Annotated in this window: 22 protein-coding genes and 1 tRNA gene; 3 read left to right on the top strand and 20 right to left on the bottom strand. The window is 68.5% G+C overall.

The features are described from left to right. Positions 1 to 465, top strand: a 465-nt coding sequence (locus VFE28_08145) for a S41 family peptidase (protein ID HZM15956.1), incomplete at its 5' end; no start/stop codon positions are given. A gap of 312 nt (positions 466 to 777) precedes the next feature. After that, complete coding sequence (locus VFE28_08140) at positions 778 to 3,387, top strand: beta-propeller fold lactonase family protein (protein HZM15955.1); 2,610 nt, start codon at positions 778 to 780, stop codon at positions 3,385 to 3,387. A 74-nt stretch (positions 3,388 to 3,461) separates the two neighbouring features. On the opposite strand, the gene VFE28_08135 is transcribed toward VFE28_08140, so the two are convergent. From VFE28_08135 to selA, 5 genes are all read right to left on the bottom strand, one after another. Continuing rightward, positions 3,462 to 5,228 carry a fibronectin type III domain-containing protein gene (locus VFE28_08135; protein HZM15954.1) on the bottom strand — a complete coding sequence of 589 codons (1,767 nt, stop codon included), beginning with the start codon at positions 5,226 to 5,228 and terminating at the stop codon, positions 3,462 to 3,464. Positions 5,229 to 5,437: 209 nt separating this feature from the next. Continuing rightward, a complete protein-coding gene (gene ftsY / locus VFE28_08130) occupies positions 5,438 to 6,373 on the bottom strand; it encodes a signal recognition particle-docking protein FtsY (GenBank protein ID HZM15953.1) in 936 nt (311 codons plus the stop codon). After that, positions 6,366 to 10,262 (bottom strand): chromosome segregation protein SMC, encoded by a 3,897-nt coding sequence (gene smc / locus VFE28_08125; protein ID HZM15952.1) that lies wholly within the window; start codon positions 10,260 to 10,262, stop codon positions 6,366 to 6,368. The genes ftsY and smc overlap by 8 nt, the downstream gene beginning before the upstream one ends. Before the next feature lie 67 nt (positions 10,263 to 10,329). Further along, entirely contained in the window at positions 10,330 to 12,432 is a 2,103-nt protein-coding gene (locus VFE28_08120) for an SPOR domain-containing protein (GenBank protein ID HZM15951.1), read from the bottom strand. Beyond that, on the bottom strand, positions 12,429 to 13,838 hold the full coding sequence (selA, locus tag VFE28_08115) for an L-seryl-tRNA(Sec) selenium transferase (protein HZM15950.1): 1,410 nt from the start codon (positions 13,836 to 13,838) through the stop codon (positions 12,429 to 12,431). Before selA ends, VFE28_08120 begins: the two co-directional genes overlap by 4 nt. A 100-nt stretch (positions 13,839 to 13,938) precedes the next feature. Here selA and VFE28_08110 point away from each other — a divergent pair, with 100 nt between their 5' ends. After that, positions 13,939 to 14,664 carry an energy transducer TonB gene (locus VFE28_08110; GenBank protein ID HZM15949.1) on the top strand — a complete coding sequence of 242 codons (726 nt, stop codon included), beginning with the start codon at positions 13,939 to 13,941 and terminating at the stop codon, positions 14,662 to 14,664. A 10-nt stretch (positions 14,665 to 14,674) separates the two neighbouring features. On the opposite strand, the gene VFE28_08105 is transcribed toward VFE28_08110, so the two are convergent. The 15 genes from VFE28_08105 to VFE28_08035 form a co-directional block, all read right to left on the bottom strand. Next, a complete protein-coding gene (locus VFE28_08105; GenBank protein ID HZM15948.1) occupies positions 14,675 to 15,895 on the bottom strand; it encodes an ABC transporter substrate-binding protein in 1,221 nt (406 codons plus the stop codon). 53 nt (positions 15,896 to 15,948) lie between these two features. Then, positions 15,949 to 16,476, bottom strand: coding sequence for a gamma carbonic anhydrase family protein (locus VFE28_08100; GenBank protein ID HZM15947.1), 528 nt, complete (start codon positions 16,474 to 16,476; stop codon positions 15,949 to 15,951). A gap of 37 nt (positions 16,477 to 16,513) precedes the next feature. Beyond that, the gene (locus tag VFE28_08095) at positions 16,514 to 17,011 is read right to left on the bottom strand and encodes a bifunctional nuclease family protein (GenBank protein HZM15946.1); all 498 of its coding nucleotides are present in this window, start codon (positions 17,009 to 17,011) and stop codon (positions 16,514 to 16,516) included. Between the two features lie 164 nt (positions 17,012 to 17,175). Next, positions 17,176 to 17,799 (bottom strand): hypothetical protein, encoded by a 624-nt coding sequence (locus tag VFE28_08090; GenBank protein ID HZM15945.1) that lies wholly within the window; start codon positions 17,797 to 17,799, stop codon positions 17,176 to 17,178. A 449-nt stretch (positions 17,800 to 18,248) separates the two neighbouring features. Then, positions 18,249 to 19,445 (bottom strand): peptidyl-prolyl cis-trans isomerase, encoded by a 1,197-nt coding sequence (locus VFE28_08085; protein ID HZM15944.1) that lies wholly within the window; start codon positions 19,443 to 19,445, stop codon positions 18,249 to 18,251. A gap of 49 nt (positions 19,446 to 19,494) precedes the next feature. Then, on the bottom strand, positions 19,495 to 20,568 hold the full coding sequence (locus VFE28_08080; GenBank protein HZM15943.1) for a mannose-1-phosphate guanylyltransferase: 1,074 nt from the start codon (positions 20,566 to 20,568) through the stop codon (positions 19,495 to 19,497). A 1-nt stretch (position 20,569) separates the two neighbouring features. Further along, entirely contained in the window at positions 20,570 to 21,013 is a 444-nt protein-coding gene (rplI, locus tag VFE28_08075) for a 50S ribosomal protein L9 (protein HZM15942.1), read from the bottom strand. Positions 21,014 to 21,040: 27 nt separating this feature from the next. Continuing rightward, positions 21,041 to 21,286, bottom strand: a complete 246-nt coding sequence (gene rpsR, locus VFE28_08070) for a 30S ribosomal protein S18 (protein ID HZM15941.1) — start codon at positions 21,284 to 21,286, stop codon at positions 21,041 to 21,043. Between the two features lie 10 nt (positions 21,287 to 21,296). Further along, on the bottom strand, positions 21,297 to 21,671 hold the full coding sequence (gene rpsF / locus VFE28_08065; protein HZM15940.1) for a 30S ribosomal protein S6: 375 nt from the start codon (positions 21,669 to 21,671) through the stop codon (positions 21,297 to 21,299). Between the two features lie 273 nt (positions 21,672 to 21,944). Further along, positions 21,945 to 22,529, bottom strand: a complete 585-nt coding sequence (gene pth, locus VFE28_08060) for an aminoacyl-tRNA hydrolase (GenBank protein HZM15939.1) — start codon at positions 22,527 to 22,529, stop codon at positions 21,945 to 21,947. 3 nt (positions 22,530 to 22,532) lie between these two features. Next, positions 22,533 to 23,252, bottom strand: a complete 720-nt coding sequence (locus tag VFE28_08055; protein HZM15938.1) for a 50S ribosomal protein L25 — start codon at positions 23,250 to 23,252, stop codon at positions 22,533 to 22,535. Between the two features lie 70 nt (positions 23,253 to 23,322). Continuing rightward, positions 23,323 to 24,261, bottom strand: a complete 939-nt coding sequence (locus VFE28_08050; protein ID HZM15937.1) for a ribose-phosphate pyrophosphokinase — start codon at positions 24,259 to 24,261, stop codon at positions 23,323 to 23,325. Between the two features lie 29 nt (positions 24,262 to 24,290). Further along, positions 24,291 to 24,365: transfer RNA gene (locus VFE28_08045), tRNA-Gln, on the bottom strand. Positions 24,366 to 24,417: 52 nt separating this feature from the next. Then, the gene (gene ispE / locus VFE28_08040; protein HZM15936.1) at positions 24,418 to 25,326 is read right to left on the bottom strand and encodes a 4-(cytidine 5'-diphospho)-2-C-methyl-D-erythritol kinase; all 909 of its coding nucleotides are present in this window, start codon (positions 25,324 to 25,326) and stop codon (positions 24,418 to 24,420) included. Between the two features lie 212 nt (positions 25,327 to 25,538). Next, a complete protein-coding gene (locus tag VFE28_08035) occupies positions 25,539 to 26,519 on the bottom strand; it encodes a decaprenyl-phosphate phosphoribosyltransferase (protein ID HZM15935.1) in 981 nt (326 codons plus the stop codon). Between the last annotated feature and the right edge of the window lie 3 nt (positions 26,520 to 26,522).

Here is a 26,522-nt window from a genome sequence, read left to right as displayed (position 1 = left end):
CGCGATGGCTGGGGTGGCGCCTGGTACGACTACCTGGACCCGTTCTTCGAGGATCGGCGCGACTTCTACGTGTCCACAGCGCTCCGTCGAGACCGGCGCACCATCGGCCGGCCCGACCCGGTGGGCCCGCATGCATGGTTTCGGGGTCCGTTGGTCGTGCTTATCAACGAGGGCACGCGTTCCGGCAAGGAAGCCATGGCATTCCAGTTCAAGAAATCGAAGCGCGCCGTTCTCGTCGGCAGCACGACAGCGGGCGCTTTCACCGGTGGATCGAATGCATTCCGTGCGGGGTTCGTCCTCTTCTACCCGTATAACGGTCCGATCCTCCTGGACGACCAACGACTCGAGGGGGTCGGCGTGGCTCCGGATGTTCGCGTCGACGACCCCGTCGAGCGACCCGGAAAGGGCGACCCTCAGCTCGAGCGCGGCATCGAGGAGATGCGCACGCTCCTCGACCGGTACTGATTCCTGCCCAATCGGGAACCGCCTGACCACCAACCCATGGGGGCCTCGACAGGATCCCTATGACGCGCGTCCAAAATGTGCCAAAAGCCTCGAAACCTGCGAAAACGGGCTGAAAATGGCCGGGATCCGCGTCAAAAGTGCGCTCCTGGCCATGTGGGGCATTTCACGCAATTTGCCGGGTGGCGGCGCATGCTAGGATGCTGGCCACCCAGTTTCTGCAAGCGACCCAGTCTCGCCTGTTGAGTGCAATCGACTCCGGGTCGCAATCCGGAGTCGCCCCGCATTCTGTGATGCTGTGAAGGGAGGACAGCCGTGCATGCGAAACATCTTTTGAGAGGCGCGGCGTTGTTACTGTGGACATCGCTCGCGCTCACCTTGACCGCCGCCGTCATCGTGCCCGCACCGCAGGACCGCGACCGGGACCGGGAAAGACCGCGCCTCCGGGGAGCGTCCCAGTCGTCACCCATCGCCGTCTCCCCCGACGACGAATTCGTCTGGGTGGTGAACCCGGACAACGACAGCGTCACCCTCTTCGAGGTGACGAGGCGCGGGCTCCGCAAGGTCGAGGACATCGAGGTGGGCGACGAACCGAACAACCTGGCCATCCGGCCCGATGGCAAGTTCGTCTATGTCGCCAACACGCGGGACGGGACGGTCTCTGTCATCCATGCCAGCCCGGACAATCCGCGGGTCCAGGACACCATCCGCGTGGGCACGGAGCCCTACGGGCTCGCCTTCACCCCGAATGGCACGAAGCTCTACGTCACCAACGCCCGCTCCAACGACATCTCCGTCATTTCCCCGCGCCGCAACGAGGTCGTGGAGACGATTGGCGATGTCGGCCTCGAGCCGCGCGGCATCGCCATCACCAACGACGGCGACGGCAACGACGGGGACGAGAAGGTGTACGTCACCCAGTTCCTGGGCTTCGATCGCCCCGGGACGATCATCGGCGCCGACGACTACAAGGAAGCGCGGGTCACGGTCCTTTCGGTGGACGACAACGAGGTCGAGGGTGAGGTCGTACTCAACCCCATGGCTGACACGGGCTTCCGCTCCAACGGCTCGGCGCTCAACCGCATCCCGCCGACGAATCCGGCCACCTTCACCTTCGTCACCGGCGCCTTCCCCAACATGCTGAACGCCATCGCCATCAAGGGCGATCATGCCTACGTCCCCAACACCGGGGCCTCGGCCGATGGCCCGGTCCGCTTCAACGTCAACGTGCAGTCGTTCCTTTCCGTGATCGACCTGCGCACCGATCGCGAGGGCCAGGCCGGAGGCGTGTCGCAGAGCATCAACATGAACCGGGGCATCAACTTCGAGCCCGCCGGTCCCAGCAAGGTCTTCCTCGCCGTGCCCTGGCACATCGCCTTCGCCCATGGGGGCGACGTGGGCTACATGGTCTCCCAATCCTCCAACGTCGTCGTCAAGGTGGACCTGGACGAGGACGGGACACCCACCATCCACGCGCCCACCGCCGCCGGGGATCCGGGCGCCATCGTGCGCATCTTCGTCGGACAGAACCCGCGCGGCATCGCCATCGACTCGCGGGACCGGCGCGCTTACGTCGCCAACGAGGTGTCGCGCGACGTCTCGGTCATCGACCTGGAGACGCACACGGTGATCGCCACGGTGCGGTCGGCCAGGTTGCCGCGCCCGGGAACGCTGGCGGCCACGGTGCAGATCGGCAAGGCGCTCTTCCACAGCTCGACGGGCGTCAACCTGCCGCAGCTCGGCTCCCTCGGCGTCACCGATCTGCGTCTTTCCAGCGAGGGCTGGAGCTCCTGCGTCGCCTGCCACCCATTCGGGCTCACCGATGGCGTGGTGTGGATCTTCGGCAGTGGCCCGCGCCGCACCGTGCCGCTCAACGGCACCTTCAACCGGCGCGATCCGAGCGATCAGAAGGTGCTCAACTACTCGGCCATCTTCGACGAGATCCAGGACTTCGAGGACAACATGCGCAACACCTCCGGAGGCCTGGGCCTGATCACGCTGGCCGACGGCACGACGCCCGATCCCGTCCTCGCCGCCTTCAACCCGGCGAATGCGGGGCGGAGCGAGCGGATGGACGCCCTGAAGGAGTACGTGGCGCGCGGCATCCGCACACCGATCTCGCCGCTCGACGCCGACGATGACGACGTCGGCGCTGGAAGGCGGCTGTTCGCTCGCGCCAACTGCAGCGCTTGCCATGGCGGGGCCGGTTGGTCGGCCAGCCGGCGCGACTACACGCCCCCGCCCGCTGCCGGGGAGACGATCTCGAACGGCCAGCTCGTCCGCTTCCTGAAGCAGGTGGGGACCTTCGACGCCGCGGCGGTGAACGAGATCCGCCAGAACGGTGCCGCCGCCCGCGGCGCCGATGGCTTCAACCCGCCCTCGCTGCTCGGTGTCCACAGCCTCGGCCCGGTGCTGCACAACGGCGCGGCGCTCACACTCCTCGACGTCCTCGACAACGTCCAGCACCGGAGTGCCGGGACGAGCGGCGTGGATGTCCTGACCCGCGCCCGCGACCGCCGCCGCCTCGCGACCTTCCTGGCCTCGATCGACGCCTCGACGCGCCCCTTCCCGATCACGCCGATCCTCACGCCAGCAGCCGCCAAGGCGCAGCTGGCGGAGGACGGTGGCGTCGAGGAAGAGGCCGCGGCCGCTGCCGTTCGCCTCGAGCCGGTGCACAACCCGGTCCAGGGCGGGACGAAGATCGCCTTCAGCGTCGATCGGCGGCAACGGATCGATCTCGCCGTCTACGACGCCCGCGGGCGGCGGGTCGCGCTGCTCGACGACGGCGAGCGGGATGTTGGGCGCTACGAGATCTCGTGGGATGGTCGCGATACACAGGGCGCACCAGCGGCGTCCGGCATCTACTTCGTCCGCTTGCACACCGAAAGCGCCATGGTCACCCGCAAGCTCGTCTACGTGAGGTGAGGTAGGCGTCGTCTCCCCACACGGCGTCGCCCGGCGGTACGACCGGGCGACGCCTTCTCGTGGGACTCATGCGCCTACTGGAGAACCAACGGAGTGGTGGCCTGTTGGCCGCCAGCACGCAGTCGGATGATGTAGAAGCCGGCGGCCAGCCGTTGCGCGCTCGGCCGCCAGTCTACATGGAACTCGCCTGCAGTCGCCGTTCCGGCCTCGATGCGGCTGACCCGCCGGCCGCGAACGTCGAACACCGAGAGATCGTAGGGCTGCCCCTCCACGTCCCGAGGGAGATCGAATCGGATCCGCTTGAGCCCCGGTTCACCCGTGTCGCTCCCGAGGACGGACACCGCGAGAATCGACCCGTCGGCGCCACCAGCCGGAGCGGCCTTGCCTGGATCGCAGCTGACGGTAAACGACGCGGGCTTGGTCTTGGTGGAAAACACATTGCTCTGGGCCGACCAATTCCCGCAGTCGTCCCGTGTCTTGACTGCGAACTTGTAGTTCGTGTTCGACTGCAACTGGTCGACGACGATGCATTCCGCAAACCCAGCTGGCGCGGGGCTGAAAGCAGCGGCGGCGGTTGCCGTGGCCCAATTGAAGGCGCCGGTACCGACAGTGTAGCGAACGTCGTAGAGACTGGCGGTGCCCGTCGATCCGTCGTCACCGGGTGCGGTCCAGTTCAAGCGCACCATCAGGCCGCCAGGCGCGCCGGACAAGTTGGTAATCGTCGCCGGCGCCGTCACGTCGATCTGGTCTGCGGGCGAATTGCTGACCGCGGAGAGGTTGTCGACATCGTCCTTGGCCTTGACCGCATAGTACCAAGAGCACGAGGTATTGGGCGGGCGGCTCACGTTGACGAGAACCGTCGTGCCTAGGTCGCCCGGGCCGACCGTCGTGACGATCGACGCGCTGTCCCAATTGCCGGCCGTGATGGGTGCACTGCTTCGGCGGACTTCGTAGCCAGAAGCAGGCCGCGACGCTCCACTCCCTGTCTGGTCGTCCGCGACGGCCGGCCAGCTGAGCCGGGTTGTCGTCGCGTTGAGGACCGTCAAAGAAACGACAGGAGCGGCAGGCGGAAACATCGTGTAGGCGACCGGGCTTCCACCGCAGGGGAATTCCGGACAGGGGGCATCGTAGCAATCCTCGCTCGCCCACGCCGACGTGCCATAAGGAAGGATGACGCGCCGCTTTGCTTCCGTGATGAGGATCGGGAGATCCCCCGCGTCGTCGATGCTGCTGTCGAAGTTCAAGTCGAACTGCGTTGCGCCCGTGCCGATCGCCGCTCGCAACGAATTCTCGTCGGCTTCGTCGGTGTCACCGTCGCCTTCGATGTCCGTCGACCTGGCGATGAAAGTGAGCAAGGGCTGGATCAGGAAGATACCCCCGCCTGGCGGGTCTTCAGGGTCTGCGAGACATTTCGCTGCAAGTCCCAGAGTGGCTGCACCGCCGAACCGAGGACGCCAGACCGTGCTGGTGGGCACGGCGCCGGAGCCGCCGATATCCAGGTAGACCGCTTCCGGGATGTCAAAGTCGTCGCAATCGAGAGAGCCGCTGCCGACCCCCGGGAACAGGTTGGCCGACGAACGATTGTCCGAATAATTGGCCAGCACCCAGAGTTCGCTGAATTGTTCCCCTTCGGCGGCATCGATTTCGATCGTGATACCGCCGTTGTTGCCCGCGAGACCACTCGGACTCCCGAGCAGATTGCAGATGTTGTTGTAAACTTGGCCGTTGATCTTGACCTCAGGATTCGTCAAGCAGTCCGCCGCTCGAGCCGTGGCGGGTGCCAGGGCAGCAACGAACAGAAGCGTGAACCCAAGGGCCCGGAAGCCATGGCCGGTCGACATCGCGCCCCCCTCTTCTTCAGGTCGCAGCTGTGGTAAGTCTCGTGCCTGCGCGGGAATGCAGCGCCCGCGCCGCTGGCGGACGCTCGTTCCACCGCCTATGCCCGGCTGAGGTACGGACTGTCAGCGACGCTTACCGTTTTTGAGTGCAAGAGGGGCTGGCTGCGCTCAGGCGCCCCAGGGGCGCTTTCTGACGAGGGGCCGCGAGGACCTCACCGGCGTTCGACGAGGGCCGCGGCGAAGCTGGCGGGCTCGAACTCCTCCAGGTCCTCCAGGCTCTCCCCGACGCCGACGAAGTGGACCGGCACCTGGAGCGCCTGACGGATGGCGAGCACGATACCACCCTTGGCGGTGCCGTCGAGCTTGGCGAGGAAGAGACCCGTCACCTGCACGGCGGCGAGGAACTCCCGTGCTTGCACCAGACCGTTCTGGCCGGTGTTGGCGTCGAGCACCAGCAGCGTCTCGTGCGGCGCCGTGGGATCGAGCTTCTGCACCGCACGGCGGATCTTGCGCAGCTCTTCCATGAGACTGGTCTTGGTGTGCAAGCGCCCCGCCGTGTCGATGATGACGACGTCGGCGTCGCGCGCCTGAGCGGACTGCAGCGTGTCGTAGGCCACCGCCGCCGGGTCGGCGCCGTGCTTCTGCCGAATCAGCGTGGCACCGGTGCGTTCCGCCCAGATGGCGAGCTGCTCGACGGCGGCGGCGCGGTAGGTGTCCGCGGCCCCCAGGATCACCCTCTTGCCCAGGCTCTGCTGATACATCCAGGCGAGCTTGCCGACCGACGTCGTCTTCCCGGTGCCGTTGACGCCGACGACGAGAAGCACGTGGGGTTTGCCTTGCAGGCGCTCCGCCGCCGTCGGAGACGCGCCACCCAGGAGTTCCAGGACCTCGGCGCGAATGGCCTCTTCCACCGCCTCCATCTCCTCGGCGGAGAAAGTCTCGCCCCGCACGCGCCGGCGCACGCCGTCGGTGATGCGTGCGGCCGCCTCCACACCCATGTCGGAGCCGATGAGGATGGCCTCGATCTCGTCGAGCGTCGAGGCATCGAGCTTCGCCCGCCGCGTCACCAGCTCGCGGACGCGCCCGAACATGCTGTCGCGTGTCTTTTCGAGGCCGCGCCGGAGGCCGGCGAGAGGTTTCCTAAACAAGGGGCTCCTCGGCCCGCGCCTCCTCCGCCGCCGGCTCTTCCGTCTCGCTGCGCTCGGCGGCGGCGAGCAACGCCGCGGCGACGCCCTTCTCCAGCCGAGCTGCGGGCCGGCGTTTGCCGTTCCCCACCAGGGTTGCGGCGGCGGGCCTGGCGTTCGCTTCCTGCGTCGCCGCAGAGCTGCCGTTGTCTCCCGCCGGGACCTCGAGTTCCGCGGCGGCCGCCGGTGCACCCTCTTCCACCGGCAGGACGCCGACCTCGGCGGAGCGGAGTAGCGTCGCCGCCCGCACCGTCGCCCGCTCGGTCTTGCGCCGCAAGCTGCGCGGCTGGCCGGCGAGCTTGCCGTCCAGCGCCACCGACACCAGCTTGGACACGCCCTCTTCTTCCATGGTCACGCCATAGAGGTAATCCGCCGCTTCCATCGTCAGCTTGTTGTGGGTGATGACGATGAACTGGGTGTGATCCTTGAAGCGGTCGAGCAGCGCCAAGAAGCGGGCGATGTTGGCGTCGTCGAGCGGCGCGTCCACTTCGTCGAAGACGCAGAACGGGCTCGGCTTCACCAGATAGATCGAGAAGAGGAGCGCGATGGCGGTGAGTGCGCGCTCGCCGCTGGAGAGCTGGGTCAGGGTGTCGATCTTCTTCCCCCGCGGCCGCACCCGGAGCTCCACGTCGCTTTCCAAGGGCTCCGACGGTTGGGTGAGGACGAGATCGCCCTCGCCGCCTTCGAAGACGGTGCGGATGGTCTCGCGGAAATGCTGCCGCACCTGCTCGTAGGTCTCGAGGAAGAGGAAGCAAGCAGTGGTGTTGATCTTCTCGATGGTCTGCTGCAACGAGGCGCTGGCCTGGGCCAGGTCGGCGCGCTGGGCCTCGAGGAAGGTGAGACGCTCGCTCTTGCTGTCGAACTCCTCCAGCGCCAGCAGGTTCACCGGCCCGAGCTTGCCGATGCTGTCCCGCAGCTCGCGCACCACGTCCTCGTCCGGCACTGGATCCGCATCGCTCCACTCGAACTGGAGCGTCAGGAGTTCCGCTTCCGCCAGGCCGTACTGCTCCTGGATGCGTTCCAGGAGGTTCTGCGCCTGCATGCTGCCCTGAGAGAGCTGCAGCTCCAGGGCGTGCTGGCGGTTCTGTTGCTCCCGTCGCTCCTTGTCGTGCGCGTGCAGCTCCGCCTGCTCCGCTTCCAGCTGGGTGCGCTGGGCGTCGAGACGCACGCCCACCTCGTCGCGCTGCTGCCGCGCCGCTTCCATTTCCTGCGCCAGTTTGGCCGCCTCGGCCTGGGCCTCGGTGCTCTCCCGCGCCCAGGTCTCCAGATCGCGGGCGGCACGCTCCACGTCCTCTTGCCGGCGGGTGCGCAGATCGGCGAGCTCGCGCTCCAGCTCTTCCAGTCTCTCGCTCTGCCGCTCGCAGGACTCGACCTCGCCGCGGACCTCGACGAAGGCGACGCGCAGCTCGTTGGTGTCGTGACGCAGCCGCTCGCGCTCGCTCTCGATGGAGTTGAACTCGGCTTCCAGCGCCGCCACCGCGCGCTTCTGTTCTTCGTTCTCCCGGGTCAGCCGTTCCGCGTCCTGGGTGAGCTCGGGCAAGGCCTGCGCCAAGCGCTCGCTTTCCGCCTCCACCGCGCCCAGAGCGTGCTGCGCCTCGCCGCAGCGCCCGTTGCATTCCTCGAAGGCGGTGGAGAGCGAAGCCCGGGTGACCGACAGGCGCAGCAGCTCCTCCTCGTCGAAGCGCAGGATCTGCTCCATCTCGCGCCGTTCGTTGCGGCAGAGGCGCAAGGTCGTCTCCGTGGCGGCGCAGCTCGCCGTCGTCTCCGCCAGCGACTCTTCCACCGCCGTGACGCGCTCGCCGAGCTCCTGCAGGCGCTGCTTGCGGCCGAGGAGTCCGGCGCCGCTTTCCCCACCGCCGCCGCCGCGCACCAGACCGGCGCCGGTGAAGAGCAAACCGTCCCGCGTGGCGAGACGGAGATTGGGCTCGCTGTACTGCAGCAGGAGACGCCGTGCGGTGGCGGCATCTTCGACCACGACGGCTTGCGCCAGCAGCCGGCGCAGCGCCTGCCCCGCTCGGCCCTCGAGGGTGACCAGATCCACCGCCAGGCCCACGACACCGGGCTGGCCGAGGATGTCGCGCCATCCCGAGTCCGACGACGTGGTCTCCGCCCCGGGAACGACGAAGGTGGCGCGGCCGAGGTCCTGGTCGCGGAGCTCGCCGACGAGATCGAGGGCGCTGTCCAGATCGCGGACGAGGATGGCGTCGAGCACGTCGGCGAGCAACGCGTCGAAGGCGGCTTCCAACGCTCGCGGCGCCTGCACGAGCTCGGCGAGGCTGCCGAGCAAGCGCGGCGTCCCGGCGTGGCGTTCGAGAACGTTCTTCGGCCCCCGCCCGTAGCCTTCGCGGGAATCCTCCAGCGTGCGGAGGAGGTCCAAACGCGAGCGCGCCGTATCGAGCTCGGCACGGAGCTGTGCGCGCTCTTCGCGCCGCGCCTCGAGCAGGCCCACCAGCTCCTCGTCGCGGTCCATCGCCGCGTCGGCCTGGCGCTGCCGCTCGGTCCGCCGCCCCTCGGCGGCCTCCACCTGCTTGGTCACCGCCGCCAGCTCTTCCGCCAGGCGGGCCGCCCGGTCCGAGGCGTCCCGCGCCGTGTCTGCCAGCTGCAGCTCCCGCGCTCCGTTCGATTCCAGCTTGGCGCGCAGCACTTCGATCTCGCTCCGCCGCGACGCCGAAGTCTCGGCGAAGTCGAAGGTGCGCTGCTTCACCGCCAGGAGATCGGAGCGGGCGCGATCGAAGGTCGCTTCCTGCGCCTCCAGCTTTTCTTTGGCCTCCCGGAAGGTCTCGCGTCTCTCCTCGAGCTGCGTGGCCAGCTCGGTCCGCCGCGCCTCGAGGCCGGCGCCATCGCGCTGCACCTGCAGCAGGCGGTCCGCCGTCGCCTCGATCTCGCCGCGCGCCGCCGCTTGGGCATCGCGAGTGGTGTCGCTCCGCTCCCGGAGCAGGACGAGCGCCTGCTCGCGCCCGCGCAGCTTCTCCGCCAGGCTCTCGCAGCGCATGCTGTGTTCGCGCCAGACGCGCTCGATATCGGCCATCTCCAGGCGCAACGCTGCGATGCGGGCGCCGATCGCCTCGCTCGCCGCGTCCTCGCCGACGCCGAAGTGCTGCACGTCCTCCAGCTCGGCGCGGAGCCGCGCCGTCTCCTCGCGATAGCGCAGCAAACGCCGCTGCGCCAGGTAGGTCTCGGTCCGGCGCAGCTGCTCCTGCAGCTCCTGATAGCGGCGCGTCCGCCCCAGCTGCCGGCGCAACGACCGCACTTCCCGCGCCACTTCCTCCACCAGATCGTCGAGGCGCAGCAGGTCCTGCGCGGTCATCTCCAGCTTGCGCTCCGCTTCGCGCCGTCGCAGCCGATACTTCATGATGCCGCTGGCTTCTTCGAGCAGGAAGCGCCGCAGGTCCTCGTGCCCACCGATGACGGTGTCCACCATCTCGCGCTCGATGATCGAATAGCCATGGCTGCCGGCACCGGTATCCGTGAGCAGGTCGCGCAGGTCCTTGAGGCGCACCGGCGCGCCGTTGACCAGGTAATCGCTCTCGCCTTCGCGGCTCAGGCGGCGGGTGAGGCGCACTTCCTGGTAGGGCGTGGCCATGCGCCCGTCGAGGTTGCTGAAGGTCACCGAGACTTCCGCCATCCCGAGGGGCTTGCGGTGGCGGGTGCCGCCGAAGACGACGTTCGCCATGCGCTCGCCGCGCAGCTGCTTGGCGCTCTGCTCGCCGAGCACCCAGCGCAGCGCGTCCACTACGTTGGATTTGCCGCAACCGTTGGGGCCGAGAATGGCGGTGATGCCGCCGCCGAAATCCAGCGCCGCGGGATTCATGAAGGACTTGAAACCGGAAAGCTCGAGCTTCTTGATCAGCACGGTGATTCTCCTGCCCAGGGCCGCGGCACGCGCGGCTCGCCTTGACCCAACCCGACGACGAACGCGTTCAAGGCACCGCGATCCGTCGTACCTGCGCGAATGCGTCGTACCCGGGGAGCTTCACGATGACCGCGCGCGCCTGCTCCGCGGCCTCCTTGGTGGGATAGCTCCCGACGTACACCCGGTACCAGATCCCCTTGCTCTCGAGATCGGTGCGCACCGCACGCCCCTCGTAGCCGTGCTTGCGGAGATTGGCGAGGTCCTGGTTCGCCTGTTCCAATTTGCGATACGAGGCCACGTGCACGGCATACACCGTGGTCGCGCTTCCCACGGCGGGCCCACCGCCGCCGCTCGTCGCCGGCGGTTCCGCCGGAGGTTTCTGGGTCACGGTCGGCGTCTCCGAGCCGCCTTCGGTCGATTTCGGCGGCGACTCCGTGCCCGCCGGACGGCCTCCACCCGTTTGCGTTCCTGCAGGCGGATGGCCCGTGGAGGCTCCCGACCCGCCGGTCGTCCCACCCTGGGGCGGCGGATTCTGCTCGCTTCCCGCACCTGGGGCCGGCGTCTTTTCTCCCGTCGCGCTCCCCGAAGAAGGCTGCTTGTCCGCGCCGGCGGCAGCGGCTTCGTCGTCGGGCTTCGGCTCCGTGGGCGGCACCACATCACCCGGCTTCTTCTCCCCGTCGCTCGTCTGCGCCGGCTCCTCTCCGCCTCCGGCGAGGATCTGCCGGGCGCGACGATTGATCTCACCCTGACTCCAGAAGGCCCAGCCCAGGAAACCTCCGATGGTGAGCACCAGGGCGAGGAAGAGGAAGAGCGGCAGGCGCGAGTAGCGCTTGCCCTCGGAATAGGAGAAGTCGGCGCCGTCCAAGCGCAACTGCCGGCGCAACAGGTTCGCTTCCTCGGCACTCCGCGTCGCGGCGCTTCGCGAGGCGGATTCGTGCCGACCGCCACGGCCCTTCGCCTCGCCCGCCACCCCGACGGGCTCGAAGTCGAGGTCCGAATCGGCGAGAGGCGACGTTTCGGGGCCCGCTTCGCCAGCCCCTTCTCCCCAGGCGGGAGGCGGTGGGAAGGCACGAGAAGCCTGCGTCGGCCGTGGCACCGCGCCGCCTGCCGCGTCGAAGCCGGAAGCGCTTCCGGCGGGTTCGGCTTCGAAGGCCTCCGGGACGCTCGGCTCGCTGTCGAACGACGAGGTTCGACTCTGACGCTCGCGGTGGAAAGCCGGGGCTTCGAGCTCCGGCTCGAAAGCGAGAGGCGATTCCGGTTCGGGCGTCACGAGCGGCTCGGCCGCGATCGCATCGCCCAACGTCGTCCGCACCGGCGGCGCGTCGGCCGGTGGCAATTCGATGAAGCCGAACTCCTCTGCGGCCGGCGGCTCCTCCAGCAGGTGCACGACTTCCGCTACCGGCTCGCTCGTGCGCTCGGGCCCAGCGGCCGCGCGTGCCGGTGCCGGTCGGGCCTCGACCGGAGCGCAGAGGACCACGCCAGCCACCCGCGCTGCGCTGCGCCGCAGGCGTTCCACGTCGCGCTCGGTTGCTTCCGTCACCGCTGCCGGCGGTACGTAGAGCACCTGCTCCACCGACCGCAACAGACCGTTGACATCGCCGCGCACCAGGAGTGGCGCGGGAAAAAGCGCCACCTCGGCGTGCAACGCGATGCGATGCACGATTCCGAGCCAGGCATCGCCGGCGAAGGGCACGCTCCCATCCACGGGGAAGGAGCCGACACCGAGCACTGCCGGGCCGTCGGGCACGGGCTGGCGCAGAAGGGCCCGGCACGAGCGCCCAAAGCGCACCATGTCCACGAGACCTTCCTGGTGCGGATCGGCCACGAGACCCGCGAGCCCGGGCCGTTCGAGCTCGGCATCGACGATCACGGTTTTCAGCCCGTGCTGGTTGAATCCCACCGCGAGCTGGACGGCGGTGTACGCCCTGGCCACGTTGTCCGCCTCGGCACCGCAGACGGCAATCGACAGACAACGGCCTGGTGGGCGCAGTTGCAACAGATGTTGCACAAGGGGCGTGAACTCGGAAGCATAACTCCATGCCTGCAGGTCGGATTCCTGCAAGTGCGCTGGGCATTCCAGGGGCAGCACGTGCAGGTGCTCGGCATCGAGGCCAAGATGGGGAAGGAGATCGTGGAGGCGTTTGACGACGCCCAACTGCCCGCCGGTCATGCGTCCCCTCCCCCTGCCGCCAGGGCGGCCTGCACCGCCCCAATCAGCGGCTCCACCTCGTCATCCGCCACGCAGCGGGCGTCGAGCGCGATGCAATCGTCCCGAATGCGGGCCAGCACGGCCGGAGTGCCCCGGCGCAGGCGCGCCAGGATCACCGTGGCGCGCGCCGTGTGCGGCCGCAGCTGGACCTCGAAGGACGGCAGCCGTAGATCCGCGAAGGAACCGCCGCCGACCGACGACTCCCCGGCCGCCACCTCGACCGTCGCCTGCGGGCTCTGCCGCAGGCCGGCGCACACCCGTTCCGCCCGGGCGCGGATCACCGCGGGCTCGCTCAGCAGCAGGTGTCTTGTGGGCACGTCGCGCGCGCCGTCGTGGGCGTATGAAAGCAGAGTCGCCTGGAGAGCCGCAAGGGTTAACTTGTCGATGCGCAGCGCCCGCGCCAGCGGGTTGCGGCGCAGGGCCCCGACGGCCACGGCGGCGCCGGCGATGATCCCCGCCTGGGGCCCACCGAGGAGCTTGTCGCCGCTCATGGTCACGAGGTGCGCCCCGGCCGCGAGAGCGCTGCGGGCGTCGGGCTCGCCCTGCAGGCCGTGCGCCTCCAGGGACTCGAGGCAACCACTGCCGAGGTCGTAGACCAGGGTCGCAGCGCAGCGTCGCGCCACCTCTGCCAGCTCGGCGACGCTGGTGTCGCGCGTGAAGCCGTGGAGGCTGAAGTTGCTGCGATGCACCTTGAGGAGAATGCACCCCCGCCGCTCGGCGGCCATCTCGTAGTCTTGTGGCGTCGTCCGGTTCGTCGTGCCCACTTCGTGGATCGGCACACCGCTCTTGCGCAGGATTTCGGGCAGGCGGAAGCTGTCGCCGATCTCCACCTGCTCGCCCCGCGAGACGACGACGCCGGCCTGCCCCAAGGTGTCCACGGCGAGGAGGAGCGCGGCCGCGTTGTTGTTCACCACGAACGCCGCTTCCGCACCCACGAGACGGCGCAAGAGTTCTTCCACGTGGACCTGACGACTGCTGCGTTCCCCCGCCTCGAGATCGTATTCCAAGTTGGTGTAGCGGCTCGCTGCCTGCACCACGGCCTCGACCGCGCCGCGTCCGAGGAGAGCCCGCCCGAGATTGGTGTGCAAGATGACGCCAGTGGCGTTGATCACCGGACGCAGCGACGGGCGCACCAAGGCCTCGAGCCGCCTGTGCACGGCGCGCAGCACCCAGGCCTGGGCTTCCTCGCGGCTCTGCGGCAGCGTGCCGCTGCCGTTCCCGAGCCGGGAACGGAGAGACTCCACTTCCTCCTGCACCAAGGTGACGACCACGGCGCGGGGCAAGCGGCGCAACGGCTCGCGCAGGCTCTCCTCCTGGAGCAGACGCTCCACCGGTGGCAGCTGGCGGTAGATCTCGGAAGACGGCATGGCTTTCGCGGCCGCTGTCGCTGCAGCCGCGTCCTCTGCGTAGCATAGCACCGATGGCGTAACCTATACTCGCAGCGGAGCGCAGCGCGGGAGCGCGTTCATGAGCCCGGATCGCGCACGTCGTCGAGAGAGGGAATACCGCGTTTCGCTCTCCGCCGGTTTCCTCGTCGCCGCCGCCGTCCACTTGCTGCTCTTCGCCCTCGGAAGCTTCATCATCCTGCCGCTGCACGTGCGCGCCGAGCAGCCACCCCTCCTCGGCTACCGTGGCCGGCCGAACCCGCTCCTCGAGCTCGAGATCATGGAGCCCAACAGCATCCAGGCCTTCTTCTACCAGCGCCGGCGCGAGGGCATGCGGGCAGCTCCGGAGTACCACGTGCTCGATGAACCCAAGATCCAGCCGGGTCCGAACCCGATCTTGGTGCGCCAGAATGAGAAGCCCAAGCCCGAGGAAAAGCCGCAGGTGACGGACTACGTCGAGAGCCCGCATGTGCCCGCCCCGCCGCTGCACACGCTGCTCTCCTTCTCGGAGGACTTCGTCATCCTCAAGGCGGTGAAGCCGGATTACCCGGAGACCGAGCGCAGCCATGGCATCGAGGGCTACGTCCTCCTGGCCTGCTACGTGACGCCGGCGGGGGACATCATCGACGAACAGGTGATGGAATCGGGCACGGTCCCGGCCGGGGGTTCGGCTCAAGCCTTCGAACAGGCGGCGCTGGAAGCGGTGCGGAAGTGGAAGGTGCTGCCGCCGCGCCGCGACGGTGAACCCCAGGGCGCCTGGCTGCCCATCCGGGTGAAGTTCGACCTCTCCGACCTCGAGCCCGAGTAGGGCCCTCGTCTTACGGCGTGGGGAAGCTCTTGAGCGCGCCTTGTTTCACGACGAGGAAGCGAGGTGCCGTCGTTTGCGCCCGGCGCGCCGCGGTGCGCGCCGCCAGCTCGGCCTGGAGCGCGGCGCGCTCGCTGCCGCGAGCCGCCATCGCCTCCAGAACGCGCTGCCCCGCGATGTACCCGGCGGCGGCGAAGCGCGACGGCGCCTCCCCGTGGCGGGCGCGGTAGGCGCTTTCGAAGCGACCGAGAGCAGCCCGATCTTCACCGCCCAGCTCGGTGTCCGGCACCAGGGCCCCTTCGAGATCGCCGCCGCACTGAGAGAGGAAGCGGCTGCTGTTCCAAGCGGCGACGCCGATGAGCCGGGCTTCCAAACCTTCGACCACAAGTGCCGGCAGGACGAGGCGCATCGTCTCGGTATCGATGGGCAGGTAGAGCACGTCGGGATTGGCGCCGGCCAGCCGGCGGACGGGAGCGGTGAAATCCGTCGTTCCTGGGGCGAAGGCCTCGGAGGCGACGATGCGTCCGCCGAGGGCGGCGATGCGGGCGGAGAACTCGCTCGCCTGCAGCCGGCCCTCCCCTTCTTGCGGGAAGAGGAGCGCGGCGCGGAAGAGCCGCAGCTCGAACGTCGCCAGCTCCGCCGCCGCCTGGGCGGTGCGCGCCGGCGGCGCTCCCTCATGGAAGATCCAAGGGCCGATGCTGCCCAGCTCCGGCTCGTGGGCCACATTGGCCAGGAAGGGCACCCCGCGCCAGTTGCACTCCAGCGCCGCCACCCAGGTGGGGCCGCCAACGAAGCCGCCGACGATGCAGTTCACCTTCTCGGCCTCGTCCAGACGGCGCACCGCTATGAGCGCCCCCTCGGGCAAGGCCTTGTCGTCCGCCGGCACCACCGCCACCGCCTTCCCGCCGGCGGTCTGCGCGGCCTCCACGGCAAGATTCACCCCATCCAGATAGGCCCGGCCATGCCCCGCGTACGGTCCGCTGAAGGGAGCCAGTACACCGATCTTCGCCTCCGGCCCCGGGGAGGCGTCCTCCCGGGGTGCCTTGGCGCTGCCGCTCTTCGGGGTCGGAGCGGCGGCGCCTCCTGGGGCGGGTGTCGCAGCCGGAGGCGTGGCGGGGGCCCCGGTCGTGGCGGGCGACGCCGGCCCCGGCGAAGGCGCGGGCACTCGTGCAGGTTGACAGGCTACGAGCCAGAGCAGGGGAAGGAAGAGGAGCTTCGCGCTTCCAAGCGTCATGAGCCTCTCTCGCGACAGGGGTCGAAGATGCTGGTGGCATGAGCCGGGCCACTTCAGGCGAGCGGCGCGCACTCGCCTCGGAGGTAGCGGCGGGAGAGCTCCACGTAGTGGAGCGCGTGGCGGCGGCGGTCTTCCAGGCTCGCCTCCGGCAGGATCTTCCGCACCGTCGCCGGGACGCCTGCCACCACGGCGAGGGGGGGTACCACCTGGCCGGAAAGGATGACGGCGCCGGCGGCCACGACGGCGCCACGGCCGATATGCGCCCCATCCAGGATGACGCAGCCCATGCCGATCAGAGCGAGAGCGTCGATACGGCAGTCGTGGATCAAGGCGCGATGGCCGATCACCACGTCGTCACCGATGCTCGTGCCCTGACCGCCGTCGCTCACGTGCACCGTGGTCAGGTCCTGGATGTTGCTGCGCTCGCCCACCTCGATCCGGCCGACGTCGCCGCGCAGCACGGTGCCGAACCACACGCTCGACTGCGAGCCAAGACGCACGGCTCCCAGGACCGTGGCGGACGGGGCCACGAACACCTCCCGGCCGAGCCACGGCTCGGACTCGCCGAAGCGGTAGAGCACGAGGGCCTCCCAGTGCTGCCGCGCCGAGCGCGGGATTCTAGAGGTTGAGGTCGCCCGGGGGGTCCGGGTCGTCCAGATACTTGCGCAGCGGATCGTCGTCGGCTTCCGGACCAGGCGTCCCCTTCCCCAGGTTGAGCGGCCGGCTGCTGCGGCGGAAGAGCTCGCGGTCGACGTAGATGGGAGCGTGGGCGCGCAACGCCAGGGCGATGGAATCGCTAGGGCGGGCGTCGATGGCGAAGATCTCGTCGCCCCGGGCGATGTAGATCTTGGCGAAGAAGGTGTTACCGCGCAGCTCGGTGATCAGCACCTTCTTCACCCGCGCCTCCAGACCCTCGATGACGATGCGCAGCAGGTCGTGCGTCAGGGGCCGCTCGAAGGTGTGGCCATAGAGCTGGCTGGCGATCGCCGTGGCCTCCGGGTGGCCGATCCAGATGGGGAGAACGCCTGCTTCCTTGTCCTCCGGTGCCTCCAGCAACACGACGGGATTGTGCGTCGTCTGGTCCATGGCGAGACTGGCGACCTGCACGCGGATCACAGCGGCGGCCTCCTCGGCAAACCAGGGCGGGCGCGCATCGCCTCAACTATAAGGAGGCCCAACGGCGGCGGTCAATGCCAGCTGCCGTGCGCGCAAAAACAAAGGGCCTCTCCACGTGGAGAGGCCCGAGCGGTCGCAGCGTCGCTGCTCGTCGTGAGCCAGGACTAGAAGTAGATGTGGAAGCCCAGGCTCCCGGACTGCGTGATGCTCACGTCGCGAACGTCCGTGTTGAAGCTCACGCTCGTGGTGGCGCCCTCTTCCTTCGGGGACAGCACGTCGACGCCCAGGCCAATCTGGCCGGAGAAGCTCAGGTTCGGCCAGCCCAGCTGACCCAGGAAGAACTCTCCGCCCACGGCCACTTCGCCACGGAAGGCGATGTCATAGGCCTTGTCGCTCTCTGCGGCCGGATCGGTGGCGTTGGGGACGAAGCCCTGGAGGCCGCCGACGGTCAAGCCCGGGCGCAGGTAGACGATCATGTTCTCCTCGCCGTGGATCGCCACGGGGAGGCCCACGTCGAAGGCGAAGTCCAACAGCCCGGTGTCCTCGAGCGCCGTGCTCGACGGGTCGTCATTGTGGTTATCGAAGCCGAGGCCGACTCCGAAGTCCACGGCCATGCCCTCGTTCATCCAGTGACGGACGCCGACGATGTCGGGGCCGACGCTGTTGGATCGGAAGTAGCCGATACCGGTCATTCCGGTGAGACGCTGGTTCGCCGTCTGCGCGGAAACCGCGCCGGCAACACCTAGCAGCAAGAGCGCCACTGCAAGAATCCCGATCACTCGACTCATTTCCACTCACCCCTTGTGTGAAACGTTCCACGCGAATCTCCGCCCTCCGGGGCTCGCGGCGGCTTCATCCACCGCGCCCGCGCGGCAGAGCGCCGCACCACCGGTGTCGCCTCAGAAGGCGGACGCTTCCACGACTGCAGACCGCATGCCGGGCCCACACGCGTGGAAATCTGCCGGCATCGCGCGCTCGTCGCGCACTCCGGCGCGCTCGAGCGGCGCGTAGACTCGGTCAAGCTCGGGGGTGCGTCAACGTGGAGGTTGGCGAAGATTCCGTGCGCTCACCCGGCGAGTCCCCGCATCTTCGCCCGGGGTGCGGGCGCGCGAGGCGCGAGGTGGTCGGCAGCGCCGTGCGCCGACGCTTCCAGTGCCCGACTTCGAGCCACCTGAAAGCCGGCGAACGACGGGGGCCGGTGGTCGAGGATCCACCGATGTCACAGCTGGCAGGTTTCCTACCGCCCGGTTTGCGGCGCTGGCTGCGCTTCCTGGAACTCCGGTGCCTCGTTACGACCCATGTTCTGCATCATATAGAGCACGGAATCGCGGACGTCCGAGTCCGGATAGTTGTCCAGAACCTTCTGGTACTCCTTGCGGGCGGTATCGTAGTCGTGGAGCTCCTCGGAGAGCACGAATCCGATCATGAACTGGGCCTCGTCGGCCCTCTCGTGATGCGGGTACTTCTGCAGGAGCACCTTGTAGATCTCGATCTTGTCGATCGGGCTGGTGCCTTCCGTGGCCATCTTCATCAGATCTTCAGCGGACTTGTCGGCCAGCTCCGCCGCCGCGTCCACCAGCATCTCCACCCCGATCCGCTGGCGGAGAAGCTGGAGCTCGGCCTGCAGCAGCGAGTCGGAGAGCTGCGGGCGCAGCCGGGCGGCGATGCGGTCCCGGGCCTTGCTGAACGGTTCCTGCCGTTCCGTGGTCTTCTCGTGCACCTTGACGATGGCCCAGCCGTTGTCCCAAGGGAACACCTCACTCACGTCCTCAGCCTCGAGCTCGAACACCCGCTGGGAGAATTCCGGCCGGTTGCCGATGCAACGCACGTAGCCCGCCGGGTTGAAGTACCCGAGCAGACCATTGTCCTTCTTCGAGCACTCGTCGATGCTGACTTCGCGCGCCACGGTGCCGAAGTGCTCGCCCTTGCCGACGACGCGCTGGCGCGCCGCCTCGGCCTTCGCCTTGGTGGCGCATTTGATCCAGGAAGCGTTCACCCTCGGTAGCACGGTGAACTCCTCGTGGTGCCCATCGTAATAGGCCTTCAGGTCCTCTTCCGTGGGCTTCGGCAGTTGCTCCACCATGTAGTCGCGGTAAGCGGCGGTGAGGAGGCTCCGGCGCATCTCCTCCATCCGCGAAGTCACATCGGGAGTCTGGTCCATGCCCTTGTCCTCGGCTGCAGCCACGAGGAGGAGCCGGTCGACGAGCATGTCGAGCAGGCGCTTGCGGCCCATGACGGTCTGGTACTGAGCCTGCTCGTGCTTCGGCATGGCGTCGATGGCCTCGCGCATGTCCGCCTCGGTGATCTTTTCCTTGCCGACTCGGGCCAGCACCCGGTCCGGCGACTCGGCCCCTTTCTCGCCCTTGCTGCAGGCGAGAACGCCGAGCACCACCGCGAGCACCACGCCCCAGCCGAACCTGGACCGCCTGGTCATGGAATCGTCCCCCCTGGCGGCATCGGCCGACGCCGCCCGTTATCGCGCCTCAGGTCAGGGAGTCCTGCCCGCGCTGGCGCAGTCGTTCCGGAATCGTCCCGACCTCCTGGGCCCGCTCGCGTTGGCAGACGAGCAGAGCGTCCTCGGCATCCACCACGATGAGATCCGAAACGCCGAGGAGCACCACCACGCGTCCGCTCGCCTCCACGATGTTGCGCTGCGACTGCAGCGCCAGGGCGCCGGGAGGGAGCACGTTGCCCCCTTCGTCCTGGGGCCGGACTTCCGCCAAGCTCGCCCAGGAACCGACATCGTTCCAGCCCAGGTCCACCGGCAGCACCCAGACCTCGCTGGCCTTTTCCATGACGCCGTAGTCGATGGAAACGCTCGGGAAACCGGCGTACGCGGTCTGCAACACCGCCGGCCAGGCGCCAGTTCCGTGGGCCTTCTCGAGCTGCGCCAGACCCGGGCCGAGGGCCGGCAGGTGCCGCTCCAGCTCGGCGCGGATGCGCGCCGGGCGCCACAGGAACATGCCGCTGTTCCACAGGTGGCGGCCATCCGCCACCAGAGCGCGCGCCGTGACCAGGTCGGGCTTCTCGACGAAGCGCTCCACCCGGAGGAAAGCGCGCCCGGCGGCTCGGGCCACGGTCTCACCGCAGCGGATGTAACCGTAGCCCGTTTCCGGCCGTCGCGGCGTGATCCCCAGGGTGAGGAGCACCTCGTGATCGTGCAAAACGCTCTCCCCCGCAGCGAGGACGGCGCGAAACTCCTCTTCCCGCCCGATGACGTGATCCGCCGGCAGCACCACCATGGCGTCCTTGCCAGCGCCGCGGGCTTGCAGCACCGCCGCCGCCAAGCCGATGGCCGGCGCCGTGTTCCGTCCCGTGGGTTCGACGAGGAGGTTCGCCGCCGGCAGCTCGGGCAGCTCATCGCGCACGCCGGGCTCCTGCTCGGCGCGGGTGACGACGAGGATGCGCTCCGGGGGAACGAGCGGCAGCAGGCGTTCGAAGGTGCAGCGGATCAGGCTCAGGGCGCCGTCGATGGAGAGGAGCTGCTTCGGGCGCCGGGCGCGGCTGCGGGGCCAGAAGCGCGTCCCGGCGCCGCCGGCCATGATCACCGCATGCATCCTACTCCTGCACCACGCTCACCTTGACGGTGCCGCGGACATCCAGATGCAAGCGCACCGGCACCTCGTAGCTACCCAGCATCTTGATGTGCTGGGCCAGGACGATTTGCTTGCGCTCCACCGTGATGCCCTGTACCGCCAGGCCATGCTGGATCTCCGCCGGACCCACCGAGCCATAGAGCTTGCCGTCCTCGTCGGCTTTCACCGGCAAGGAGAGCTCCACGCCCCCCAGGCGCTCCGACAGCGCCGTGGCGTCGGTGCGGGCCCGCTGATCGGTGACCTCGAACTTCCGGGACTCCTGCCCTACGAGGCGCTTGGCCCCGGCCGTGGCTTGCAGGGCCAGCTTGCGGGGCAGCAGGAAGTTGCGCGCATATCCGGGTCGCACTTTGACGACCTCACCGCGCCGGCCAAGGCCTTCCACGTGCTCGATCAGAATCAGTTCCATGACAGCCTCCAGGCCGCGGACGCCGGCCTACCGGTAGTGCTCGCGGACGAAGGGGAGCAGCGCCAGATGCCGCGCCCGTTTGATGGCGATGGCGAGCTGGCGCTGATGCCGAGCGCAGGTCCCGGTGATGCGCCGCGCCGCGATCTTGCCGCGGTCGGTCACGAACTTGCGCAAGCGGTTGTGGTCCTTGTAATCGATGGCGGCCACGTGATCCATGCAGAACTTGCACGGCTTCTTCCGACCCGGCTTCTTTTCCTTCTTCTTCTTCGGCATCGTTCCCATGTCAGGCCACCTGCGGTGTCTGGTGTGGCTCCGCCGGCCTGGCACCGGCGCGTTTCGCCGCTTCCAGGTTCTTCGCTTCCCACTCCTCGTCCTGCACGATGAGGGTGCGCAGCACCTGCTCGTCGAAGCGAAGAATGCGATTCAGCTCGGAGATGATGGCCGGCGTCGCCTGCAGGCGCAGGAACAGGTAGTGGCCGTCGGTCTTGTCGTCGATCTCGTAGGCCAGCTTCTTCCGGCCCCAGTTCTCCTGCGTCGTCACCTCGCCGCCCTGGTCGCGGACGATCTTGGCGTACTTCTCGAGACTGGCGCCGACGTTCGTCTCGTCCAGCTGCGCCTCGAGGATCCATGTGAACTCGTACTTGGTGAGCTTGGGCACGCGGCGGTGCACCTCCCTGCGGACTTGCGTCTGCCGAAGCACGGCGGCCCGAGGCGTCGCCTGCGCTCGGAAGAAGGGTGGTTTGGTTCGCCTGGTTTGGAAGCCCCGTGGGATTCCGAAGCAAACGCGGGCCAGTATAGGTGGCTTGGGCGAGCCGCCGCAAGTGGGACCCCGGCGGCGCCGGGGCCAGAGCGCCACTCCGGCCCCACGGCTCCAGCGCTGGACCGCACCGAGCAGGCCGCACCGGAGGCGGGCTGCACGGTGGGGCCGGCCTCAGCCTGGCTCCGCCTCGGGAGTGGGTGCGGCGTTCACCAGCGGGCGGGCCCGTGCGACGCCGTGGTCGAGGACGATCTCGACGGCGTCGGCGGCGCGGCTGACGGAGGCCGGCAGGGCCTCGCGCTCTTCCGCTTCGAACTCGCCGAGCACATGCTCCACTAGTTTCCCGGTGGCGTCGGGCGCACCGACCCCGACACGCAAGCGGGGATACGCTTGTGTCTGGAGCGCCGTTTCGATGGAGAGCAGGCCATTGTGGCCACCAGCGCTGCCACCCGGTCGAAGCCGCAGGCGGCCGAAGGGGAGATAGACGTCGTCCACCACGACCAAGAGGTTTTCCGGGGCGAGCCCGTACGCCTCGAGCACCGCACGCGCCGCAGCGCCGCTACGATTGACGTAGGTCCCCGGCTTGACCAGGAGAAGCGACGCGCCGGCGCGCTCGACCTCGGTCACCCAAAGTCCCTCGCGGCGACGAAAGTCGCCGCCGTGCCGCGCCGCGAGCTCGTCGACGACGAGGAAGCCCACGTTGTGCCGGGTGGACGCATAGCGCTTCCCCGGATTGCCGAGGCCGAACACCGCCCACACGGATCAGGAAGAGCCCTTCTCTTTGCCGGACTTCTCCTTGCCTTCCTTTTCCTTGCCTTCCTTCTTCTCGCCTTCCTTCTTTTCGCCTTCCTTCTCGCCCTCGGCTCCGGGCTCGGCAGCAGCCAGAGCCGCAGCCTCCGGGCTGACCTCTTCCGCGGCGCGCTCCGCCGCCGGCAGGCTCACCGTGACCACCGTGGTCTCCGGATGGCTGGTGAACTGGACCCCCGGTCGCTGCAGGTCGGAGACGTGGATCGCCTGCCCGATCTGCAGGTGGCCCACCTCGAGGGTGATCTCATCCGGGATGTCGCCCGGCAGGCACTCCACCTCGACCTCGCGCAGGTGGTGCTCCAGGATGCCGCCCTGAGTCTTGACCCCCTCGGGCTTGCCGAGGAGCACGACCGGTACGGTCATGCGCACGCGCTTCGCCATGGAGACGCGCTGCAGGTCCACGTGCAACACCGCCCGGCTCACCGGATGCACCTGCATCTCCCGCACCAGGGCTTTCTCGCTCTTCGACTCGCCGTGCCAGCGCACCTCCAGGAGACGGTGGTGGGCGCCGGCGCGCCGCAAGGTCTCGAAGTGCACTGCATCGAGGAGGATTGCCTGCGGCTTCTCCCCTTCCCCATAGAAAATGCCGGGCAGCTTGCCGGTCTGGCGCAGCTTGCGGGCGCCGCCCTTGCCGTTCGTCTCGCGGCGCGTCACTTCCACGTGTGCCGTCTCCATAGCCTTTCTCGAACCTCCTGCAGGCACTCGACCCGGCGCATCCCGAGGCGAGCGGTTTCTTGGGTAGCACTCAAATGAACAACGAGCTGATCGATTCCTCGTGATGGATGTTGAGGATGGCCTTGCTCAACAGCTTCGAAATGTCCAGGACCCGCACCTTGGCGGGCACGTCGGGCGAGCGCAACGGCAGCGTGTTCGTCACCGTCACCTCGTCGATGGGAGCCTCCTGGAGACGCTGGAACGCGGTGCCGGAGAAGACGCCATGCGAGGCGGCGGCGATGATCCGCCGCGCCCCGCGCCGCTGCAGCTCCAGCGCCGCCTGGCACAGGGTGCCGCCGGTGCTGATGAGATCGTCGAGGATCAGGCAGTCCCGGCCCTCCACCTCGCCGATCACGTTCATGAGCTCCGCCTGATCCGGACCGGTGCGGCGCTTGTCCACGATGGCCAGGTCCGCCCCCAGGCGCTTGGCGAAGGCGCGGCCCATCTTGACCCCGCCCGCATCGGGCGCCACCACGACGACGTCCTTCAAGTCCAGACCGCCGATGTACTGCATGAGCACCGGCGCCGCATACAAATGATCCAGGGGGATGTCGAAGAAACCCTGGATCTGCGACGAATGCAGGTCCACCGTGAGGACCCGATCCGTCCCCGTCTGGACGATGAGGTTGGCGCAGAGCTTGGCGGTGATGGAGACGCGCGGCTGGTCCTTGCGGTCGGCGCGAGCGTAGCCGAAGTAAGGGATCACCGCGGTGATGCGGCCGGCGGAGGCGCGCCGGCAGGCGTCGACGAGCATGAGCAGCTCCATCAGATGGTCCGCCGGCGGATAGGTGGACTGCATGATGAACACGTCCACGCCGCGCACATTCTCCTCGATCTGCACGAAGATCTCGCCGTCGGCGAAACGGGTGACTTCGGCGCGCCCGAGTGGCTGCCCCAGGTGCCGGCAGACCGCCTCGGCGAGATCGCGGCTGGCGTTGCCGCAGATGAGCCGCAGCCGATTCTTCGCCATCACCCGTCTCCTCGCTCAGCGCCGGGAACTGGTTGGGGCGGCAGGATTCGAACCTGCGGATGCCAGAACCAAAATCTGGTGACTTGCCACTTGTCGACGCCCCAAGCCCGCTGACTCACGCGCAGACAGCGGTCGCTTGCCCCGGGGCGACCCTGCCTAGCGGAAGAATTCCACGCCGGACTGGACCGACTCGACGAGGACCGTGCGCCAGCCGCGGCGTAGCAGTCCCCGCTCGGCCCGCGCCGCAGCTTCGGGCGTCGCGAAGGCGGCGAACATACCGCTGCCGCTACCGGTCATCATCGCGACCGGGGCGCCACTCTGCTGCAGCCTTGACGCGATCTCGACGAGCTCGGGATGGGCGGGGCAAACCGCATCCTCGAGCCGATTGTAGAAGCTCTGGCCCGCCTCCGGATAGCGCGCCAGGATCGGCTTGAGGCGGTCCAGGTTAAGTGCGTGCGACCGGCGTGTCAATCCCATGTGGAGATTGGCGTAAGCCCAGGACGAGAGCACCGGGATCCCCGGAAATACCAGGAGAAAACTGGTGCGCGGCAGCGCCGGCAGCGACACCAGGCGCTCGCCGCGGCCGCGACCGAGGGCGGTCCCGCCGCGCAGGCAGAACGGCACGTCGGAGCCGAGCGTGGCACCCACGCTCTCCAGGGTTTCCGGCGTGCACCCCAGCTCCCAGAAAACGTTGAGTCCGATCAGCGTCGCCGCCGCATCGGCGCTGGCGCCGCCGCAGCCCGCTGCCGCCGGGATCGATTTGTAGAGATCGAGACGCACGCCGCGAGGCGGCGCCGACAGACCAGCCGCCGCGAGCAGCGCGCGGGCGGCGCGCATGCTGAGGTTGTCCTCGCCGCGGGGCACGCCGGGGGCGTCGCAGAGAAGGGAGAGGCCGCTCGGGCGCGGCACGAGATGCAGCGAGTCGCACAGGCTCACGCTCTGCAGCACGGTTTCGACGTCGTGGTAACCGTCGGGCCGGCGGCGCAGCACTTCCAGATGCAGGTTGAGCTTGGCGAAGGCGCGCAGACCGAGGGCACCCACCGGCAGGGCCTGCGCCGTGTCCATGCGGGCCTGACGCCTGGGCATGAGCGGCGCGCTGGCTCTGCCCTCAGGGCGGAACGCCCGCGGGCCTTCGCGCCGCGGCGGTGCCGGCGGTCGACCCGAAGGTGGGTGCGGCCGCGAGCCACCTCGCCTTGGTGGTGCCGAGGGTCGGCCCGGCGGTCGTGGGGGCCGCGTGCCTTCGCGCCGCCGCGGCGCCGTCTTGGTGGGCCGAGCGCTCATGTTTGGGCGCGGTAGATGACCACGGCGACGCAGAGGAACCAGGCGATCACTGTCGCCCAGAGCGAGCGTTCGGTGAGCAGGATCTCGGCGGGGTCGCCGCCAAGGTTGCGCCGGTAGACGAGGAACATGTAGCGGGTGAGGCCGGCGACGACGATGGGGATGGTGTACATGAGGTTCTCCGTGCCGAAGTGCTGCACCGTCTCGGGCCAGATCGTGTAGATCGAGTAGGCGATGAGCGTTCCCGTGGCGGCAACGTTGATGAGCTGGTTCAACAGCTCCTCGGAGTACGCCATGAGAGTGCTGCGGTGCTTGCCCGCATCCAGGATCGAGCGGTACTCGTGCAGGCGCTTGCAGAGCCCGAGGAAGAGGGAAAGGAAGAAGGTGACCACGAGCAACCACGGTGAAATGGTCAGGTGCACCGTGGCGGTGTTGAGGGCGACGACCCCGGCGATGGCGCGGATGAGGAAGCTGATGGCGATGCTGATGACGTCGACGATGACGATGTTCTTCAGCACCAGCGAATAGGCCAGATTGAAGGCGAGAAAGCCGACGCTGATGAGGAAGAAGCGCGGTCCCAGGAGGGCGGCTCCCATCAACGCCAGACCCAGCACCAGCACCACGCCGGTGAGGGCGGTGCGCACGCGCAGCTGTCCCGAGGCCAGGGGCCGCCGGCGTTTGACCTCGTGCCGGCGGTCCGCTTCCAGGTCGAGGAGATCGTTCACGGTGTAGACGACGCCGGAAAGCAGGCAGAAGACCACGAAGGCGAGCATGCTGCGCAGCACCATGGGAATCTGCAGCAGGTTCTTGGAGAAGATGAGAGCGGCGAAGAGCACCAGATTCTTGCTCCACTGCCGCACCCGCATCTCATGCAGGAAGAGCCCCAGCGTACCTCCGGAGCCGGCCGGGCCCAGCTCGGGCGCCACCGTCTCCCCTCGGGTGGAGGGCGGGGTCGCCGCCTCTAGCTTTTCCTGCGCCATGCT

It is taken from the genome of Candidatus Krumholzibacteriia bacterium, assembly GCA_035649275.1.
GTDB lineage: Bacteria > Krumholzibacteriota > Krumholzibacteriia.
This window is presented reverse-complemented; position numbering and strand designations above follow the sequence as displayed.

Coding starts and splice junctions, on each gene's coding strand:
- VFE28_08135 (HZM15954.1), bottom strand. CDS start 5,228: ATGTCGACCGGCCATGGCTTCCGGGCCCTTGGGTTCACGCTTCTGTTC.
- VFE28_08120 (HZM15951.1), bottom strand. CDS start 12,432: ATGACCGGCGGGCAGTTGGGCGTCGTCAAACGCCTCCACGATCTCCTT.
- selA (HZM15950.1), bottom strand. CDS start 13,838: ATGCCGTCTTCCGAGATCTACCGCCAGCTGCCACCGGTGGAGCGTCTG.
- VFE28_08110 (HZM15949.1), top strand. CDS start 13,939: ATGAGCCCGGATCGCGCACGTCGTCGAGAGAGGGAATACCGCGTTTCG.
- VFE28_08105 (HZM15948.1), bottom strand. CDS start 15,895: ATGACGCTTGGAAGCGCGAAGCTCCTCTTCCTTCCCCTGCTCTGGCTC.
- VFE28_08090 (HZM15945.1), bottom strand. CDS start 17,799: ATGAGTCGAGTGATCGGGATTCTTGCAGTGGCGCTCTTGCTGCTAGGT.
- VFE28_08085 (HZM15944.1), bottom strand. CDS start 19,445: ATGACCAGGCGGTCCAGGTTCGGCTGGGGCGTGGTGCTCGCGGTGGTG.
- VFE28_08080 (HZM15943.1), bottom strand. CDS start 20,568: ATGCATGCGGTGATCATGGCCGGCGGCGCCGGGACGCGCTTCTGGCCC.
- rplI (HZM15942.1), bottom strand. CDS start 21,013: ATGGAACTGATTCTGATCGAGCACGTGGAAGGCCTTGGCCGGCGCGGT.
- rpsR (HZM15941.1), bottom strand. CDS start 21,286: ATGCCGAAGAAGAAGAAGGAAAAGAAGCCGGGTCGGAAGAAGCCGTGC.
- VFE28_08055 (HZM15938.1), bottom strand. CDS start 23,252: ATGGAGACGGCACACGTGGAAGTGACGCGCCGCGAGACGAACGGCAAG.
- VFE28_08050 (HZM15937.1), bottom strand. CDS start 24,261: ATGGCGAAGAATCGGCTGCGGCTCATCTGCGGCAACGCCAGCCGCGAT.
- ispE (HZM15936.1), bottom strand. CDS start 25,326: ATGGACACGGCGCAGGCCCTGCCGGTGGGTGCCCTCGGTCTGCGCGCC.
- VFE28_08035 (HZM15935.1), bottom strand. CDS start 26,519: ATGGCGCAGGAAAAGCTAGAGGCGGCGACCCCGCCCTCCACCCGAGGG.